Raw genomic sequence first — 16,574 nt, forward strand, 5'->3', positions numbered from 1 at the left:
GCTTTAGGAGAAAAGCAAAAAGCACTCGAATTTTACAACCAAGCTCTTCTCCTTAGGCGTGCTGTGGGCGATCGCGCAGGTGAAGCTACTACACTCAATAATATCGGTGCAGTCTACTCCGCTTTAGGAGAAAAGCAAAAAGCACTCGAATTTTACAACCAAGCTCTGCCCCTATATCGTGCTGTGGGCGATCGCGCAGGTGAAGCTACTACACTCAATAATATCGGTCGAGTCTACTCCGCTTTAGGAGAAAAGCAAAAAGCACTCAAATTTTACAACCAAGCTCTTCTCCTATGGCGTGCTGTGGGCGATCGCTTTGGTGAGGCTATCATCTTGGGTAATATTAGTGTAATCTTCCAAAGTACAAATCGACCAACTGAAGCCATTACTAATTTAGAGCAATCTCTCAAACTCAGCTTAGAAATGCGCCGGGGTTTGCAACGAGAAAATCGTCAAAAGTTTTTACAGGAAAAGGATGTATATGCTACTGCTTTAGTTGATATTCTCATTAACGAAAAGAAATACGCTCAAGCTTTTGAATGGGTTAACCTATTCACCACAGCCGACCTTGCTGATTATACTCGCCTCATTAATGCCAAAGTTGCCAATCCAGAAGCACAGCAGAGCCTTGATGAGTGGAGTAAAAAAAATCAGCAATTGGAAGCACTGCGACAACAACTGCAAAGCGATCAATCCGAAAGCCTACCCCAACAAATTCGGCAATTAGAAGTAGAAGTTTACTCAGATGCAGAAAATATCTCTCGCCGTTTTCCTGAAGTGGCAGAACTATTTGAAACTACACCCATAGATATTAAAAATCTTACATCCTCCATACCCGCAGGAACGGTCGTAGTTCAACCTGTCTTGCTGACTAATGTGAGAGATATGCCCAACAATATTGCCTTTTTTATCTTCACAAAAGGCGAGTTGAGCGTTATTAAAAAATCTATTAAACCTACTGAATTTAATAAACTTATCACTCAATACTTGAAACAGGTACAAAATGACACTGATGCTAGCTACGCTGAAACTGGCGGCGAACTTTATGATATTCTTATTCGTCCTATAGAAGACAAAATTAAGGCTTTATCACCTAAACAACTGAGTATTATTGCTACTGGTAAACTGCGCCATTTACCTTTTGAGACTCTTTACGACAGTAAAACTAACCAATTTATAATTGAAAAATATCCTGTAAACTATCTCACTCGCGTTTCCAATAATTCCCTAAAATCTCTAGATGTACAAAATTCCGTATCCCGCAAACCACAAGCTGTTTTAGCATTTGGTAATCCAGTACCCAGTGACCCACAAAATCTCCCAGGTGCAGAGGTAGAAGTTAGAAATATTAAGGAAATATTCCCAGACAGTGAATTTTATATCAATAAAGAAGCTACCTTAGAAAGGTTTAAATCCCAAGCATTGCGTTTTTCATTTTTGCACTTAGCAACTCACGGCTGTTTTCAAACTGAAGATTGTCAAAAAGTCAATTTAAAAAATAATACGTTACTATTTGCTGATGAAGCTTTAAACATTGCTAATGCTGCTCTTTTAGGTTTACAAGGCACACAATTGATTACTCTTAGTGCCTGTCAAACTGCTGTAGACACTAATGTTAATGGTGAAGGTATTGCAGGAGTTGCTTATATATTTGAACGGGCTGGTGCTAAGGCTGTGATGGCAAGTTTGTGGGCGGTTGAGGATGAAGCAACTCAAGAATTGATGGTTGATTTTTATCAGAATCTCAAGCTTGGTATGACGAAAGGGGAAGCTTTGCAAAAAGCTAAGTTGAAGCTAATTGCAGACCATCGCCATCCTTTTTATTGGTCGCCATTTGTGCTGATTGGCGATGCACGGTAAAGTAATTCGTAATTCGTAATTAAAGCTAGCTAGTAGGTTGGGTTGAGGAACGAAACCCAACATCATCAAGACTTGTTTGGGTTTCACTTCGTTCAACCCAAACTACAATTATTTTTGCTACAAACAGATTCACTTACAGCAATTTATCTGGTGTAATTGGCAAATCACGAATCCGCTTACCTGTGGCATGATAAACTGCGTTAGATATGGCAGCTGCTACCCCAACAATGGGAAGTTCCCCCAGGCTTTTGGTTCCTAGTGCATTCACAAAGGGATCGTGTTCTTCAATAAATTGCACTTCCATATTTGGGATATCTGCATGAACCGGAATCAGGTAATCTGAAAGGTTAGCACCAACTATTCTGCCCTGATTTGTATCCATGACGGTTTTCTCCATCAGCGCCATACCAATTCCCCATGTAATCCCACCAACAACTTGACTCCGCGCTGTCTTGAAGTTGAGAATTCGCCCTGCACTATAAACGCCTACGCATCGTCTAACTTTGATTTCTCCCAATAATTCATCAACTGCAACTTCGACAAATATCGCACCATAAGAGTGTTTGGAATACTTTTTGCTTTCTGAGTCTGGTGAAGATTCCTCTGTGACTTCTAAACTCTCTAACCCGTGACGATGCAAAATATCGGTGTAGCTGTCTCGCTTCGATGGATCTTGTTTTAAAAATATTTGCCCTGACTCAACGCTAATATCTTCTGCTTGAGATCCATAAAGCAGAGAATTTGCATCTCCGATCGCCATTTGAATTATTCTATCCCGTGCAGCGATCGCTGCTTTATGTACCGCCGGGGAAACACTAGCAACTGTAATTGAGTTCCCTGCAATCGGCGCTTTAGGAAGATTGCTATCACCTAGTTCAAACTGCACTGGTAAACCTAATACTTCAGAGGCTACCTGCGTCATCACTGTATAAGTACCAGTCCCGATGTCTTGAGTACCAGTTTGTACTTTCACTTCTCCACTGGCAAAAATTTCTACCTTGACTGATGCAGTTCCAACGTTGGTGGGAAATGTCGCACTTGCCATTCCCCAACCAATCAGGAAATAATCATCTTGCATGGAACGGGGAACTGGGTTACGTTGTGACCAACCAAAAATTTCTGCCCCTTTTTGGTAACATTCTTTTAGGGATTTACTTGACCAAGGTAATTCTTTATGGGGATCTATATCTGCATGATTTCTGAGTCTTAGTTCAATCGGGTCAATATTTAAAGCATAAGCCAGTTCATCCATTGCCGATTCTAGGGCAAACATTCCCGTCGCTTCTCCCGGCCCGCGCATAAAGGTTGGTGTGCCGATGTTGATGCGTGCTAAACGGTATTTTACTTCCAAATTTGGACAGGCATACATCATCGTTGTTGCTGCACCCACAGGTTCTACAAAGTCATCAAATAATGATGTTAAGGATGAGCCAATGTGATTAATGACGGTTAGCTTACCTTCTTTGGTTGCACCTAGCGTTAGGTGTTGTTCGGTTTGGGATCTGTGGCCGCAAGCAGTGTACATTTGCGATCGCGTTAGCACAACTTTCACAGGGCGTTTTACTTGACGAGCTGCGATCGCAGCTAAGATTGTATGCGATCGCAGCAGCGCCTTACAACCAAATCCCCCGCCTAAATATTTAGAGATGACGCGGACATTTTCTTGGGGAATATTCAGCACAGATGCGATCGCTCTTTGGGTTGCAGAAATGCCTTGAGTGGTTTCATACAGCGTCAAGTTATCCCCTTCCCATACTGCGATCGTTGCAGAAGGTTCTAGGGGATTATGATGTTCCATTGGTGTGGTATAAACTTGCTCTACCAGCACATCTGCTTGAGCTTTACCCGATTCAACGTTCCCTCTGGTGATTTTACCCGGCATGATGCCAAAAAATATTGATTCGGGTTCAAATATTTCTGCGTCTGCCACCGTGACTGTAGGCGGTGCTTCTTCGTAGATAATTTTTACCTTAGAGGCGGCGGTTTCGGCTTGTTCTAAAGTTTGGGCAATTACAATCCCCAAATGTTGACCATCGTAGTAAATATTATGGTCTTTTTCGGTTGACTGAGGCTGTGGAGGCCCAAAGAAGGGTATTTTTACCAGAGATGGAGTTTGTTGATAAGTAATGATATCTATCACACCAGGGGTGATTGCGGCGGCGGATGTGTCTATTTGGATAATTTTACCGCTGGCGATCGCGCTTTGAAAAATCACTCCATAAGTTAAATTCTCTATTGGCACATCGGCTGTGTAAGATGCTTTTCCGGTAACTTTCAGCCTACCATCAACGCGATCGAGTGGTTTACCGATAATTTTATTCATGATTTTCCTCCCACAACTGAAAGCGTACGTACCAAAGCGCGTTTGACTAATTCAATTTTGAATTCATTGTGTGTTTGCGGTTTCGCTTCTTTGATAGCTACTGCGGCTGCATCTTTAAACGTGGCTTCATTGATTGCTTTATTTTGGAGAAATTCTTCAGCTTCCCATGCACGCCAAGGTTTGGGTGCTACTCCCCCAAAAGCGATGCGTGCTGATTTAATCATGTCTTGTTCTATGTCTAAAGCAACAGCTACGGAAACTAGAGCAAATTCATAACTAGCTCGATCTCTGACTTTTAAATAATAGGACTTATATGCAGAATCTGGAATTTCAATGGCAACAATTAATTCTCCAGGCTGTAATAGAGTTTCTTTTTCTGGTGTCTCACCTGGTAAAAGATAAAAATCATGAATTGAAATTCGATGTTCTTTTTCTACTCCTTGGATGCAAATCACCGCATCTAACGCCGTCAAGGCTACAGCTAAATCTGAGGGATGCACAGCAATACAATGTTCACTTCCCCCAAAAATAGAATGCATTCGATTGTAGCCTGTAATTGCCGAACAACCTATACCGGGAGTGCGTTTATTACAAGGAAAAACCGGATCGCGAAAGTAACCACAGCGGACTCGTTGCATTAAATTACCGCCTACTGTTGCCATATTTCGCAGTTGCGGTGAAGAACTTTGTAACAATGCTTGGCTAATTACTGGATAACGTTCCTGAATTTTGGGATGAAAAGCTACATCACTCATTCGAGAGACTGCACCAATGCGGATTCCATTAGCGTGATATTCAATATCTGCTAAAGGCAAACTATTAATATCAATTAATATATTCGCTGTTTGAACTCCATCCTTCATCAATCCGAGTAAATCTGTGCCACCTGCAATAAATGCAGCAGTTTGGTCTTGATTAACTGTTGCGATCGCAGCCTCTTGTGAGGTAACTTTAGCATAACTAAATGGCTGCATCTTCCATTTCCTCTAGCACATCTTGAATCGCCGCAATAATATTAGGATATGCTCCACAACGGCAAAGGTTTCCACTCATTTTTTCTCTAATTTCTGCCTCAGTTTTTGGCGGTTCTTCTAATATCATCCCTACGGCTGAGACAATTTGACCCGATGTGCAGTAACCACATTGAAAAGCATCATGGGTGATAAAGGCTGTTTGCATCGGGTGGAGTTTACCATCTTGCGCTAATCCCTCAATTGTGGTAATTTCAGTGCCAATATGCATGACTGCTAGAGTCATACAAGAGTTAATTCGCCGATTATTAACTAATACAGTACAAGCGCCACATTCACCGCGATCGCAAGCTTTTTTAGTACCCATCAAACCTAGCTTTTCCCTCAGTGCATCAAGTAAAGTGATCCGAGGTTCTAGCTTCACCAAGTAAGACACATTATTGACATTCAATGAGAATTCTACTTCCTCTGAACCCAATATTTTCAATTCTTGGGTAAGAGAGTTTGAAGCTATTGAAGCTAAGGAATTTTCTTCCATGTTTTATGCAGATAATAATTACATCATTAGTTTCAGGAAAACAGTGCTGAGTTCCAAATGAGAATTCTTACTCGGTACTCAGCACTGCTTCTATGATGATCGTGTTCAAGTAAAGAGTCTAGTCCCGCACGGCGTAAATAAGCCACCCCTTAGGGTTCGCAGTCGCTCATCGGGAAAACCCCTAAGTCCGCGCTGTATCACCATTTTAAATGTCTGAAACCCTTTCAAACAATTAATTACGAATTACGAATTACGAATTACGAATTACGAATTACGAATTACGCCTTGCGTTACTAGATAGGCAATTTAGAGGTTTTTTTGGTAATATTCCTCTATTGCACCTACAGCTTTTAATAATGGTGAATCTAACGGCTCAATCCAATCTGCTACTCCACGAGCTAAACCAAGAGTTGAAGTTCCTCCTGATGGTTCCAGCTTCCCATTCAGTGTCTTGCTTTTAATAGATTGCAGGGCACTGATCACGTTATTTAAACGTGCTGAAGACTCAGATTTTTTGTCTTTAAGCATCTGTTCGGTAATATCAGACGCTTGGTCAATCAGCTTGATAAATTCTTCTGTCTTAGTTTTCATGAATTTTACGGACAACTAAAAGGTTCCACGACCATATTTTCTCCCTCAGACCATTTAATATTTGGATCTTTTGAATCTTGAATAAATGTCTGTTGAGCACCACCTGGATAGCATTCTGTAGGTACTTGAGGGGCAACAATTCCTTGATAAGTTATCATTCCTGCTGGTAAAGTTATTGTTTGTATCATAGTGGCTTGATTGCCCCATACTTGATTGAGAGCTAGATTCTTGATTACTTCTACATTTGTTTTATATTTGTCAGTTGTTAAATACCTGCCGTATTTATTTCCACTGTTACTATAGTAGCGATAAAAAGTCTGAGGCTGTTCTAGTTTTACTTCCTGACATTTAGAATCTAAGAAAGTAACGGCAATCTCAGATGGCAGAGGACATGAAGAGTTAACCTCTTGGGCAAAAACTTGTGGTGGATTTACAAGACGCGGCAATGAACTGACTGAAAAACTCAGAAGGCTTAAACCAATATATACGGAAGCTGACTTAAAATTCATACAAACTCTTCTTCACAATCTTTTATGAATATGAAAATGATACAGCAAGCTTATTTTCATTACAGGAAGTTTATGAAATTTAAAAATCAAATTTAGGGAATCTATCGCTAAAATCGACTTAAAGGTGTTTATTAGTATTTGTCGGCTTGGCAGAAAATTGTGAAGTGTGCAGTTTTTGTTACCACTAGCAACCGCAAAGCTGATGACTCATGAGAACACTAATTCAGAATTGATTCTTCAGGAAGATTGACTAAAAAAGCATTCAGGAGCCAGAATTAATGATTGTGAGTCTGGCTCAAATGTAAGCCTGCCTTGAGATATAAAGGAAGTGCATGTATTTGTGGAGATATTCTGACTTCTATGAACACAAATCTAACTCAGAAATTATCCAAACCCATAGTAGAGAAAGTTGCCATTGTCGGTGCTGGCCCAGGCGGTTTAGCTGCTGCGATCGCACTGAGAAGCCAAGGTATTAATGTTCAAGTATACGAAAAAGCCCAAGAATTTCGTCCGGCTGGAACTGGACTAGGCCTCGCTCCTAATGGCTTGAGTTCCCTAGATGCGATGCCTACGGCGGGCTGTGCCAACGCGCCGGGAATTGTCGAAACCCTTAAAAGTTCAGGGTGCGAGGTTCATCACACGGTTTTAAAGAATATTCAGGGAGAAACACTCCGAACTAACGCAACTAAATACTTGGAGAATTATGGACAGCCATTATTGACTATTTGGTGGTATCGTCTACAGCAAGTCTTAGCATCTAGATTGCCATCTGAGATCATTCACCTGAATCATCGCTGTATTGGCTTTGAGCAAGATGAAAACGGTGTGGAAATTCATTTTGATGGCGAAAAATCGGTATATGCAGATTTGCTGATTGGGGCTGATGGCGTTAACTCTATCATCAGAGAAACTTTATTTGGCGAGGGTAAGCCTAATTATATTGGTAGTATGTGTTGGCGTGCCGTCATCAAGTATCATCACGAGTTATTTAATGACTATGAACTAGTTTTTATCAAAGGCAATCAACAGTTTATGTACCTCCTCAATGTGGGCGGTGGCTATACCAGTTGGATTAGTCGGAAGTTCTCGCCTGAGTATTCCCTTTCCCACAGCGCTGATCAGGTCAAGTCTCGCATTCTCCATGAATTAGCTGATTGGGATCAATCCTTTCGGGCGGTGGTACAAGCAACACCAGCCGAGCAAATTTGGGAAGGGCCGATTTGCGATCGCCCACCCTTAACCCATTGGAGCCAAGGCAGAGTTACTCTCTTAGGTGATGCTGCCCATCCGATGGCACCTGCGATGGGACAGGGAGCCAATACTACTTTTGAAGATGCATATGAACTGCGAGAGTGTTTTTCCCAGTCAGCTAATCTCCAAGAAGCTTTAACTAGTTACGAACAGCGTCGCATTGAACGCACAAAAATCATCCAAGCTCGTAGTGCCTGGGGTGAAATGCGCTACTACGACACTAACAACGTGGCATCTAGTGGGCAGACGCAGGAGCGGCAAATGAGTCTTAATGATGATTTTCACAAATGGCTGTATGATTTTAAGCCGTCTGCAATAAGCTAAATTTTAGTTTGATATCAAGAAAGCTGCTTTTTTAAAGTAAAAACAAAAATCTGGGTAGTTAGCTGAAAAACTTATGGTTAGTGCTAATCTTATCGAGTAATTAAAAATTATAAGATATTAATTGCTTTACGTGTTTAAGTAAACTTTGTCTTTTGATTAAAATCCCTTATTGGTTAATTCAATCTCCATCTTTTAAGAAGACCCGTATATTCTCCACTTTTGAAAACAGAAATTAGCAACTTTGCTAAAATATTTTTGATTACGCACAACCCAAATTATCTGGTTAGCCAGAGCGATCGCAGCAATTCTTGGTGTTCTTTCATTCTCTGGCTGACAACCAGAGAATGAAAGAATACTAACTTGCAGCTAAATTGCCCCAACCGACGTAGGGTAATTTTGCAGCCGTTGCTCGAACTTGGTCAGCATTTGCCACCAACTGACCGCAAGCGTCCCAAGTGCCTGAAATAAATGTGCTTCTTGTCCCTTCACCGATCGCAACTGGGGCAGTGTAATCACCAATTTGCACTTGCAAGGTTTCCAAATTCACTGTCACGGCGGCTTGGGGATTGGCAGCGACTAACTCTTGCAGTTGTTTAACAGTAACAGCATCGGCTGTCAGACAAGGTATGCCCATTGCCACACAGTTACCGAAAAAGATTTCGGCAAAGCTTTCACCGATTAAAGCTTGGATTCCCCATTTTGCGATCGCTTGGGGTGCATGTTCCCGTGATGAACCACAGCCAAAGTTACGGTTAACTATTAAAATATTCGCCCCTTGGTATTGGGGTTGATCAAAGGGATGTTCACCTTTAAGTGCTGTCCGGTCATCAATAAATGCGCCTTCGCCTAACCCATCAAAGGTAACGGCTTTCAAATATCGCGCAGGAATGATGCGATCGGTATCTATATCATTGCCCACTAAGGGTACACCGCGCCCTGAAACTGTTTTAACTTCACTCACCATAATTTTGGTTTTATATAGGGAACGAACCGCAAAGAACGCAAAGGACACAAAGAAAGAAGAAAGAAAAGTTTAAGAGATTTCTCTATGCTAGGAAGTGGAGTTACAGCAACTCACGCACATCAGAGACTTCGCCTTTAATCGCAGCAGTGGCGACCATCGCCGGACTCATTAACAATGTCCGACCGGAAGAGGAACCCTGTCTGCCTTTAAAGTTGCGGTTGGAGGAAGAAGCACTGATTTGTCTTCCTTGCAGTTTATCGGGGTTCATGGCTAGGCACATGGAACATCCCGGTTCACGCCATTCAAATCCAGCTTCCTGAAAGATTTTATCCAATCCTTCAGCTTCTGCTTCTTCCTTCACCCGTTCGGAACCGGGGACAACAAAGGCTTTAATTCCCTCGGCAACGTGGCGACCTTTGGCGATTTTTGCCGCTTCTCGCAAATCACTAATTCTGCCGTTGGTGCAACTACCAATAAAGCAGACATCTATTTTAGTGCCCTTGATGGGTTGACCAGGATATAAATCCATGTAGCGGTAAGCTTCTTCGGCAATAAATCGGTCTTCTTCCAGCAGTTCTTCTGGTTGAGGTACTGACTGGTTGATGCCGATACCTTGACCAGGAGTAATCCCCCAGGTAACAGTAGGAGAAATTTCCGCAGCGTCGAATACTACTACATCATCGTATTGGGCATCAGCATCGCTCTTGATGGAATCCCACCAAGCCACTGCTTTATCCCAATCTGCATCTTTGGGAGCAAAATCTCTGCCTTTGAGGTAATCGTAGGTGACTTGATCGGGATTAACATAGCCGCAACGCGCACCGCCTTCGATCGCCATATTGCAGACAGTCATCCTCTCTTCCATATTCATTTGTTCAAATGTCGTACCTGCAAATTCGTAGCCATAACCCACACCACCTTTCACGCCAAGGGTGCGGATGATATGCAGAATGACATCTTTGGCGTAAACACCAGGGTTGAGAGTGCCGTTAACTTCGATTCTGCGGACTTTCAGTTTGGAGAGAGCGAGGGTTTGGGAAGCGAGAACATCCCGGACTTGGCTAGTACCAATACCAAATGCGATCGCACCAAATGCCCCATGACTAGAAGTGTGACTATCTCCACAAGCGATCGTCATTCCTGGTTGGGTCAGCCCCAGTTCTGGAGCGATGACATGAACTATACCCTGACTACCAGAGCCAATATTGTAAAAAGTTATATTATTTTCTTGACAGTTATTTTCCAGCGCCTGAATCATTTCCTCTGCCAAGCTATCGGCAAAAGGACGCGCCTGGTTTTCTGTTGGCACAATATGATCGACTGTAGCAACAGTCCGCTCTGGAAACAGTACTTTTAGACCCCTCTCGCGTAACATAGCAAAGGCCTGGGGACTGGTGACTTCATGAATTAGGTGAAGCCCGATAAATAGTTGCGTCAGCCCTGAGGGAAGTGTACCAACGGTGTGTAAGTCCCAAACTTTGTCAAACAGGGTACCTTTGCTCATACGTCAATCAATATTTAAGGAGTCCGGTCTTAAATAGTATCAAAAAACAGTCTAGGTTTTTCTACATAGCTTCATATTAGTTACAGCTTTGGGTAAAATAGTGGCGAATTGAGGGGGAAAATTTAAACGCAGAGGGGAGGCAGCGCGTTGCGGGGGTTCCCCCCGTTGTAGCGACTGCCGTCGCGCAGAGGTACGGAGAGAATTCACAATATCTTTGAGGCTGCAAAAGCAAAAATTCTCCGAAATATTCAGACGCAAAGATGTAAATAACTTTATCCTTTTGAATAAGGATATCTAAGACAATACGAGATAATTGCACTACCAGCATTATGCCCATAGATTTACGGGAATTTTATCAGGCTAGCGATCCTAGCAGAACTCTGTTTGTCAACAATAGCTCTGATGGCAAGTATTACATAGATTTTTCTTCGGTACGAGGTGGTGATATTCTGGGCAAGCTGAAGCAGAAAATTACTTTTTTTAAGCCCAACGAACCCACTTGCACTTTATTTACTGGGCATATTGGTTGTGGAAAATCGACAGAACTATTACGGTTACAGGCAGAACTGGAAAAGTTAGGTTTCCATGTGGTCTATTTTGAGTCTAGTGACGACTTGGAAATGACTGATGTTGATATTGCTGATGTGCTGCTAGCGATCGCTCGGCGGGTGAGTCAAAGTCTGGATAAAATTACTCTAGAGTCACCCAACAAGTTTAATGAGTTGTTGCAAGGTGCTTGGAAGGTCTTAAACTCCGAGGTGACGGCGGGGAAACTTAAGGTTCCGGTGCTTGGTGATGTCGGTTTATCGGCAGATAAAGAAAAGTTTTCTCTGTCTGTGGGCATTGGGGAAATCACCGCGAAGATGAAAAATGACCCAACCCTGCGAGAAAAACTCAATCAGTATTTAGCACCGCAAAAAACTAAACTGCTGGAAGCGATTAATCAAGAATTATTGGAACCTGCCGTGGCTAAACTCAAACAGCAGGGTAAAAATGGTCTAGTGGTAATTGTCGATAATCTTGACCGCATAGATAATCGTGTCAAACCTTGGGGTCGTCCGCAGCAGGAATATTTATTTGTCGATCAGGGTGAGTTTTTGACGAAGCTGAATTGTCATCTCATCTACACCATGCCTTTGTCTTTGAAGTTTTCCAATGATTACGGAATGCTGACCCAGCGTTTCCCGGAAGACCCAAAGGTGTTACCAATGGTACCTGTACAATGGTCTGATGGCAGTGTTCATACAGAGGGAATGGCACTCATGCAGCAGATGGTACTAGCTAGAGCTTTTCCTGACATGACACCAGAAGAGCGTTTAAATAAAATTACCGAAATTTTTGATAGTGCTGCTAGCCTAGAGCGTTTATGTAAAATGAGCGGTGGTCATGTGCGGGACGTACTTAGGCTGCTGAATACCTGGATTATGGAAGAGATGAGTCTTCCGCTAACCCGTGAAACCTTCGAGCAAGTTATTCGTTCTCGGCGGAATGAAATCGTGTTGCCAATTTCTGATGATGAGTGGCAATTGTTACGTCATGTCAAGGAAAAGAAAAAGGTGAGTGATGACCAAGGATATCAAAAACTGATTCGCAGTCGCTTTGTCTTTGAATATCGGGATGGTGGCGAGTCTTGGTTTGATGTTAATCCCGTTTTGGCTGAAGCGAGGGAATTAAGTTTGTAGTAAGCACTTTAGTGCTTATTATTCTATGTCTTTGAAAGCACTAAAGTGCTTACTACGAACTAAACACATAAACTTATGACAGACTCGCAACCACCAAAAGATGACCATGTAAACAGCGATGTCTACGACGGGCTACGCCTACGCTCTCTGACACAATTAGCTTGGGCGATCGAATCCTCCGTGGGACAGTTTAAGCTAATTTTGGCACGGTGTAATTATGCTAGCTTGCGCGATCGCTTAATATCCAGATTGCAAGAAATTTGTCAAGTTGAAATTCGTGTCTTGGCAGTGCAGCAATCTAACAGAACTCTTTATACTACCATTCAGGAAGAATTGGGCGAAGAAATACCAGCCTGTGTGATGGTTGTCGGTTTGGAATCAGTGCAGAATTTATCTGTGATGTTAACTTCTGCGAATCAGGTGCGGGAAGAGTTTCGCAAGAATTTTGCTTTTCCCTTAGTGTTGTGGATTGACGATGAAATCTACAAGCAACTAATACAGCTTGCACCAGATTTAGAAAGTTGGGCAACTACGAGAGATTTTGCCATATCAACACAGGAATTAGTAGATTTTATCATTCAAACGGCTAATCAATGGTTTAGTAATAACTTAAAAATTAGCTATCATGAATATTTAAAACTAAAAACTGAATTAGAAACCGCGCAAAGATATCTGCTGAGTAATAAGTACGTTGCTAATTTAGAGGTTGAGGCTAATTTAGTATCTTTATTAGGTTTTGTTAGCCAGATTAACGATATAAATATCGCGCTGGAAAATTATCAAAAAGCTCAGTCAATGTGGCAAAAGCTTAATGACATAAAAAGACAAAATAAAATCTTTTATAATACTGCCTTTTGTTATAACATTAAATGTTTTAGAAATCTAGATATTAATCATTACGATTGGCAAGCTAATCGTAAGTATGCCCAAGAATATATCAAGTTTCTTGTACAATCTCAACGTCCAGATTTAATCGCTGATTCAATCTTTAAATTTGGTTATGTACTGCGGGACTTAAAAGAGTGGCAATCTTTAAAACAACTAGCTGAAATAGCTTTAGAAATACATAAAGCTAACAATCAGCCAGTAGATTTAGCAAAAGATTATGGTTTTTTAGCTGAGGCGGCACTGGCTCAAGAATATTGGCTTGAGGCAAATCAGTTAATTGAGAAAGCTTTAGAAATTTTCTTGCCAGTAATTTCTAGCTTGAAATCCAAAAATATACCAGGATCTTTATCAGAGATAAACGACTTATTCGACTTCGCCAATTCATTGTTCATTCCAAATGATTTTAGTCTCTATATGTTTATAAAAGCGCGTTCTTTATATCATTTAGGACAACCTCACAAAGCAATTACTATATTAGAAGCTTCAATACCTATCAGTGTTCCAGATTGTAATTTAAAACTTTATTTGGATATTGTTAGTTTTTTGCAGCAGCTTTATTTTGAGCAGAAAGAATATATCAAAGCATACAAAACTAAACAGCAACGGCGTTCTATTGAACAGCAATTTGGTTTGCGGGCTTTTATTGGTGCAGGTAGGTTAGAAGCTACAAAAAAGGCATTTGTCGAAACATTGCGCTCAAACTCTCCTCAAGGAAACATTGCCCCAGAAATTGCTGCATCTGGTCGCCTATTAGATGTAGAACGTTTAATTGAACGCATGGGTCGCCCTGATTATAAGTTGATAGTAATTCATGGGCAATCGGGTGTCGGCAAAAGTTCCCTAGTGAATGCGGGACTAATACCAGCTTTAAAGAATAAAGCGATCGGCACTCAAGATTATTTGCCGGTGGTAATGCGCGTTTACACCAACTGGGTGGAAGAGTTGGGGAAGCTTTTGGGAGAAAGTGGGGAATGGGGAATGAGGAATGGGGAGTGGAGAGAGTTAGAACCTCAACTTTCAGCTTCGGAACTCGGAATTTCGACCCCTGAACTCGAAACTTCGACCCCTGAACTCGGAACTTCGACCTCGGAACTCGGAACTTCGACCCCTGAACTCGAAATTTCAGCCTCAGAACCTCAACGTTCGACCTCAGAACTTAAAACTTCGACCTCCAATACTCAAAATCCCCACTCCTCACTCCTAATTCCTAACTCCTCACTCCTAACTCCTAACTCCCTCCTCTCCCAACTCCGCAAAAACGAACAGCACAACCTCCGCACAGTGCTAATTTTTGATCAATTTGAGGAATTTTTCTTTGTTTACACCGAACCAGCACAAAGGAAGCAATTCTTTGAGTTTCTGGGAGAGTGTCTGAATGTTCTATCGGTGAAAGTTATCTTATCGTTGCGGGTAGATTACATCCATTACTTGCTGGAGTGCAATGATTTGTCCAGTCTCAAGATTATTGGCAATGACATTCTCAGTAATAATGTGCTTTACAAGTTGGGGAATTTCTCACCTGCTGATACAAAGTCAATTATTCAGCGTTTAACTGAAAATACTAGTTTTCACTTAGAACCTGCTTTAGTTGAACAACTCGTACTAGATTTAGCCGGAGAATTGGGTGAAGTTCGTCCCATTGAGTTGCAAGTTGTGGGGGCGCAACTGCAAACGGAGAATATTACAACTCTGGCAGAATATCGCCAGCGTGGTACTAAGGGAGAATTGGTTAAGCGTTATTTGGATGAAGTTGTTAATGATTGCGGTGAAGAGAATCAGCAAGCAGCAGACATATTACTCTATTTGCTCACCGATGAAAAAGGAACTCGCCCACTCAAGACTCGTGCTGAGTTAGAACGCGATTTGATGCCGTATTTCTCGGAGATCCCCCCAACCCCCCTTAAAAAGGGGGGCTTTATTCTTTCCACCCCCTTTTTAAGGCGATCGCCGCAGGCGGGGGGATCAAAAACTAGGGCAGAAAAAACTGTTGATATCAGTAAATTAGATTTAGTGTTAAAGATTTTTGTCCAATCCGGCTTAGTGGTTTTACTACCAGAAAACCCCGCCGACCGTTATCAACTGGTACATGACTACATCGCCGCCTTTATCCGCCAGCAACAGGAACCGAAGTTAAAGCAGGTGATGGCGGAACTGGAAAAAGAACGAGAACAAAGAAAACAAAGTGAAGCAAAACTTAATCGTGTTCTCAAACGTGCCCTTTTTAGTTCCATTGCCGCAGGTTTAGGATTTGCTGGATTGGCAGTGCTAACATTCCAGTGGACAGTAGAGGCAAATATTCAGCTAATTAACGCCATCAATAATTCTTCTGAAGCCTTTTTTGCCTCTGGACAACATCCAGATGCTTTAATAAGAGCCTTAAGGGCAAGTAACAAACTCAAGCATACAATTTGGGCACACAACAGAAACGATATCCGAATACAAACTGCGGCAACTTTACAGCAAGCGGTTTATTTAAAGCCAAATGAGCCTAAAGAAAATCGTGCGATCGAGGTGAATACCTTAGAAGGTCATAGTGATAGGGTTAATAGCGTTGTCTACAGCCCGAATGGACAGCAGTTAGCTTCTGCTAGTTATGACAAGACGATCAAAATCTGGGATGTTAGCAGTGGTAAACTCCTCAAAACCCTGACTGGTCATAACGATACAGTCAGAAGCGTCGCTTACAATCCCAATGGAAAACAGTTAGCTTCTGCTAGTTTTGACAAGACGATCAAAATCTGGGATCTCAGCAGTGGTCAACTCCTCAAAACCCTAACTGGTCATAGCGATACAGTCAGAAACATCGCTTATAGCCCCAAGGGGCAACAGTTAGCTTCTGCTAGCGATGACAAGACAATCAAAATCTGGGATCTCAGCAGTGGTAAACTCCTAAAAACCCTTACTGGTCATAGCAGTGCGGTCATTAGCGTCGCCTTTAGCCCCAATGGACAATATTTAGCTTCCGCTAGTAGTGACAAGACCATCAAAATCTGGGATCTCAGCAGTGATAAACCCCTAAAATCGCTGACTGGTCATAGCAGTGGGGTGAATAGTGTCGCCTTTAGCCCCAATGGAAAACAGTTAGCTTCTGCTAGTTTTGACAAGACCATCAAAATCTGGGATCTCAGCAGTGATAAACCCCTAAAATCGCTGACTGGTCATAGCAGTG

Annotated in this window: 11 protein-coding genes; 4 read left to right on the forward strand and 7 right to left on the reverse strand. The window is 42.0% G+C overall.

The features are described 5' to 3' along the window. Nucleotides 1-1,860, forward strand: a 1,860-nt coding sequence (locus F8R90_RS02050) for a CHAT domain-containing protein (protein WP_196509137.1), incomplete at its 5' end; no start/stop codon positions are given. 133 nt (nt 1,861-1,993) lie between these two features. Here the strand turns inward: F8R90_RS02050 and F8R90_RS02055 are convergent. From F8R90_RS02055 to F8R90_RS02075, 5 genes are all read right to left on the reverse strand, one after another. Next, nucleotides 1,994-4,183: a xanthine dehydrogenase family protein molybdopterin-binding subunit gene (locus F8R90_RS02055; protein WP_196509140.1), complete on the reverse strand. Its 2,190-nt coding sequence runs from the start codon at nt 4,181-4,183 to the stop codon at nt 1,994-1,996. Continuing rightward, complete coding sequence (locus F8R90_RS02060) at nt 4,180-5,157, reverse strand: FAD binding domain-containing protein (RefSeq protein ID WP_196509143.1); 978 nt, start codon at nt 5,155-5,157, stop codon at nt 4,180-4,182. Before F8R90_RS02060 ends, F8R90_RS02055 begins: the two co-directional genes overlap by 4 nt. After that, a complete protein-coding gene (locus tag F8R90_RS02065) occupies nt 5,144-5,692 on the reverse strand; it encodes a (2Fe-2S)-binding protein (protein WP_196509146.1) in 549 nt (182 codons plus the stop codon). The genes F8R90_RS02060 and F8R90_RS02065 overlap by 14 nt, the downstream gene beginning before the upstream one ends. Nucleotides 5,693-5,998: 306 nt before the next feature. Beyond that, nucleotides 5,999-6,283 carry a hypothetical protein gene (locus tag F8R90_RS02070; RefSeq protein WP_196509149.1) on the reverse strand — a complete coding sequence of 95 codons (285 nt, stop codon included), beginning with the start codon at nt 6,281-6,283 and terminating at the stop codon, nt 5,999-6,001. Nucleotides 6,284-6,288: 5 nt separating this feature from the next. After that, nucleotides 6,289-6,792, reverse strand: a complete 504-nt coding sequence (locus F8R90_RS02075; RefSeq protein ID WP_196509152.1) for a hypothetical protein — start codon at nt 6,790-6,792, stop codon at nt 6,289-6,291. A 360-nt stretch (nt 6,793-7,152) separates the two neighbouring features. Here F8R90_RS02075 and F8R90_RS02080 point away from each other — a divergent pair, with 360 nt between their 5' ends. Continuing rightward, complete coding sequence (locus tag F8R90_RS02080) at nt 7,153-8,367, forward strand: FAD-dependent oxidoreductase (RefSeq protein WP_196509155.1); 1,215 nt, start codon at nt 7,153-7,155, stop codon at nt 8,365-8,367. Nucleotides 8,368-8,722: 355 nt separating this feature from the next. On the opposite strand, the gene leuD is transcribed toward F8R90_RS02080, so the two are convergent. Then, nucleotides 8,723-9,331 (reverse strand): 3-isopropylmalate dehydratase small subunit, encoded by a 609-nt coding sequence (gene leuD, locus F8R90_RS02085; protein ID WP_196509158.1) that lies wholly within the window; start codon nt 9,329-9,331, stop codon nt 8,723-8,725. Between the two features lie 100 nt (nt 9,332-9,431). Then, complete coding sequence (gene leuC / locus F8R90_RS02090; RefSeq protein WP_196509161.1) at nt 9,432-10,835, reverse strand: 3-isopropylmalate dehydratase large subunit; 1,404 nt, start codon at nt 10,833-10,835, stop codon at nt 9,432-9,434. Nucleotides 10,836-11,164: 329 nt separating this feature from the next. Between leuC and F8R90_RS02095 the strand changes: the two genes are divergently transcribed. Next, the gene (locus tag F8R90_RS02095) at nt 11,165-12,517 is read left to right on the forward strand and encodes an AAA family ATPase (protein ID WP_196509164.1); all 1,353 of its coding nucleotides are present in this window, start codon (nt 11,165-11,167) and stop codon (nt 12,515-12,517) included. A 75-nt stretch (nt 12,518-12,592) separates the two neighbouring features. Further along, on the forward strand, nt 12,593-16,574 hold a 3,982-nt coding region (locus F8R90_RS02100; RefSeq protein ID WP_196509167.1), incomplete at its 3' end, for a WD40 repeat domain-containing protein.

Source organism: Nostoc sp. NZL, assembly GCF_015714705.1.
Lineage (GTDB): Bacteria > Cyanobacteriota > Cyanobacteriia > Cyanobacteriales > Nostocaceae > Nostoc > Nostoc foliaceum_A.

Coding starts and splice junctions, on each gene's coding strand:
- F8R90_RS02055 (WP_196509140.1), bottom strand. CDS start 4,183: ATGAATAAAATTATCGGTAAACCACTCGATCGCGTTGATGGTAGGCTG.
- F8R90_RS02060 (WP_196509143.1), bottom strand. CDS start 5,157: ATGCAGCCATTTAGTTATGCTAAAGTTACCTCACAAGAGGCTGCGATC.
- F8R90_RS02065 (WP_196509146.1), bottom strand. CDS start 5,692: ATGGAAGAAAATTCCTTAGCTTCAATAGCTTCAAACTCTCTTACCCAA.
- F8R90_RS02070 (WP_196509149.1), bottom strand. CDS start 6,283: ATGAAAACTAAGACAGAAGAATTTATCAAGCTGATTGACCAAGCGTCT.
- F8R90_RS02075 (WP_196509152.1), bottom strand. CDS start 6,792: ATGAATTTTAAGTCAGCTTCCGTATATATTGGTTTAAGCCTTCTGAGT.
- F8R90_RS02080 (WP_196509155.1), top strand. CDS start 7,153: ATGAACACAAATCTAACTCAGAAATTATCCAAACCCATAGTAGAGAAA.
- leuD (WP_196509158.1), bottom strand. CDS start 9,331: ATGGTGAGTGAAGTTAAAACAGTTTCAGGGCGCGGTGTACCCTTAGTG.
- leuC (WP_196509161.1), bottom strand. CDS start 10,835: ATGAGCAAAGGTACCCTGTTTGACAAAGTTTGGGACTTACACACCGTT.
- F8R90_RS02095 (WP_196509164.1), top strand. CDS start 11,165: ATGCCCATAGATTTACGGGAATTTTATCAGGCTAGCGATCCTAGCAGA.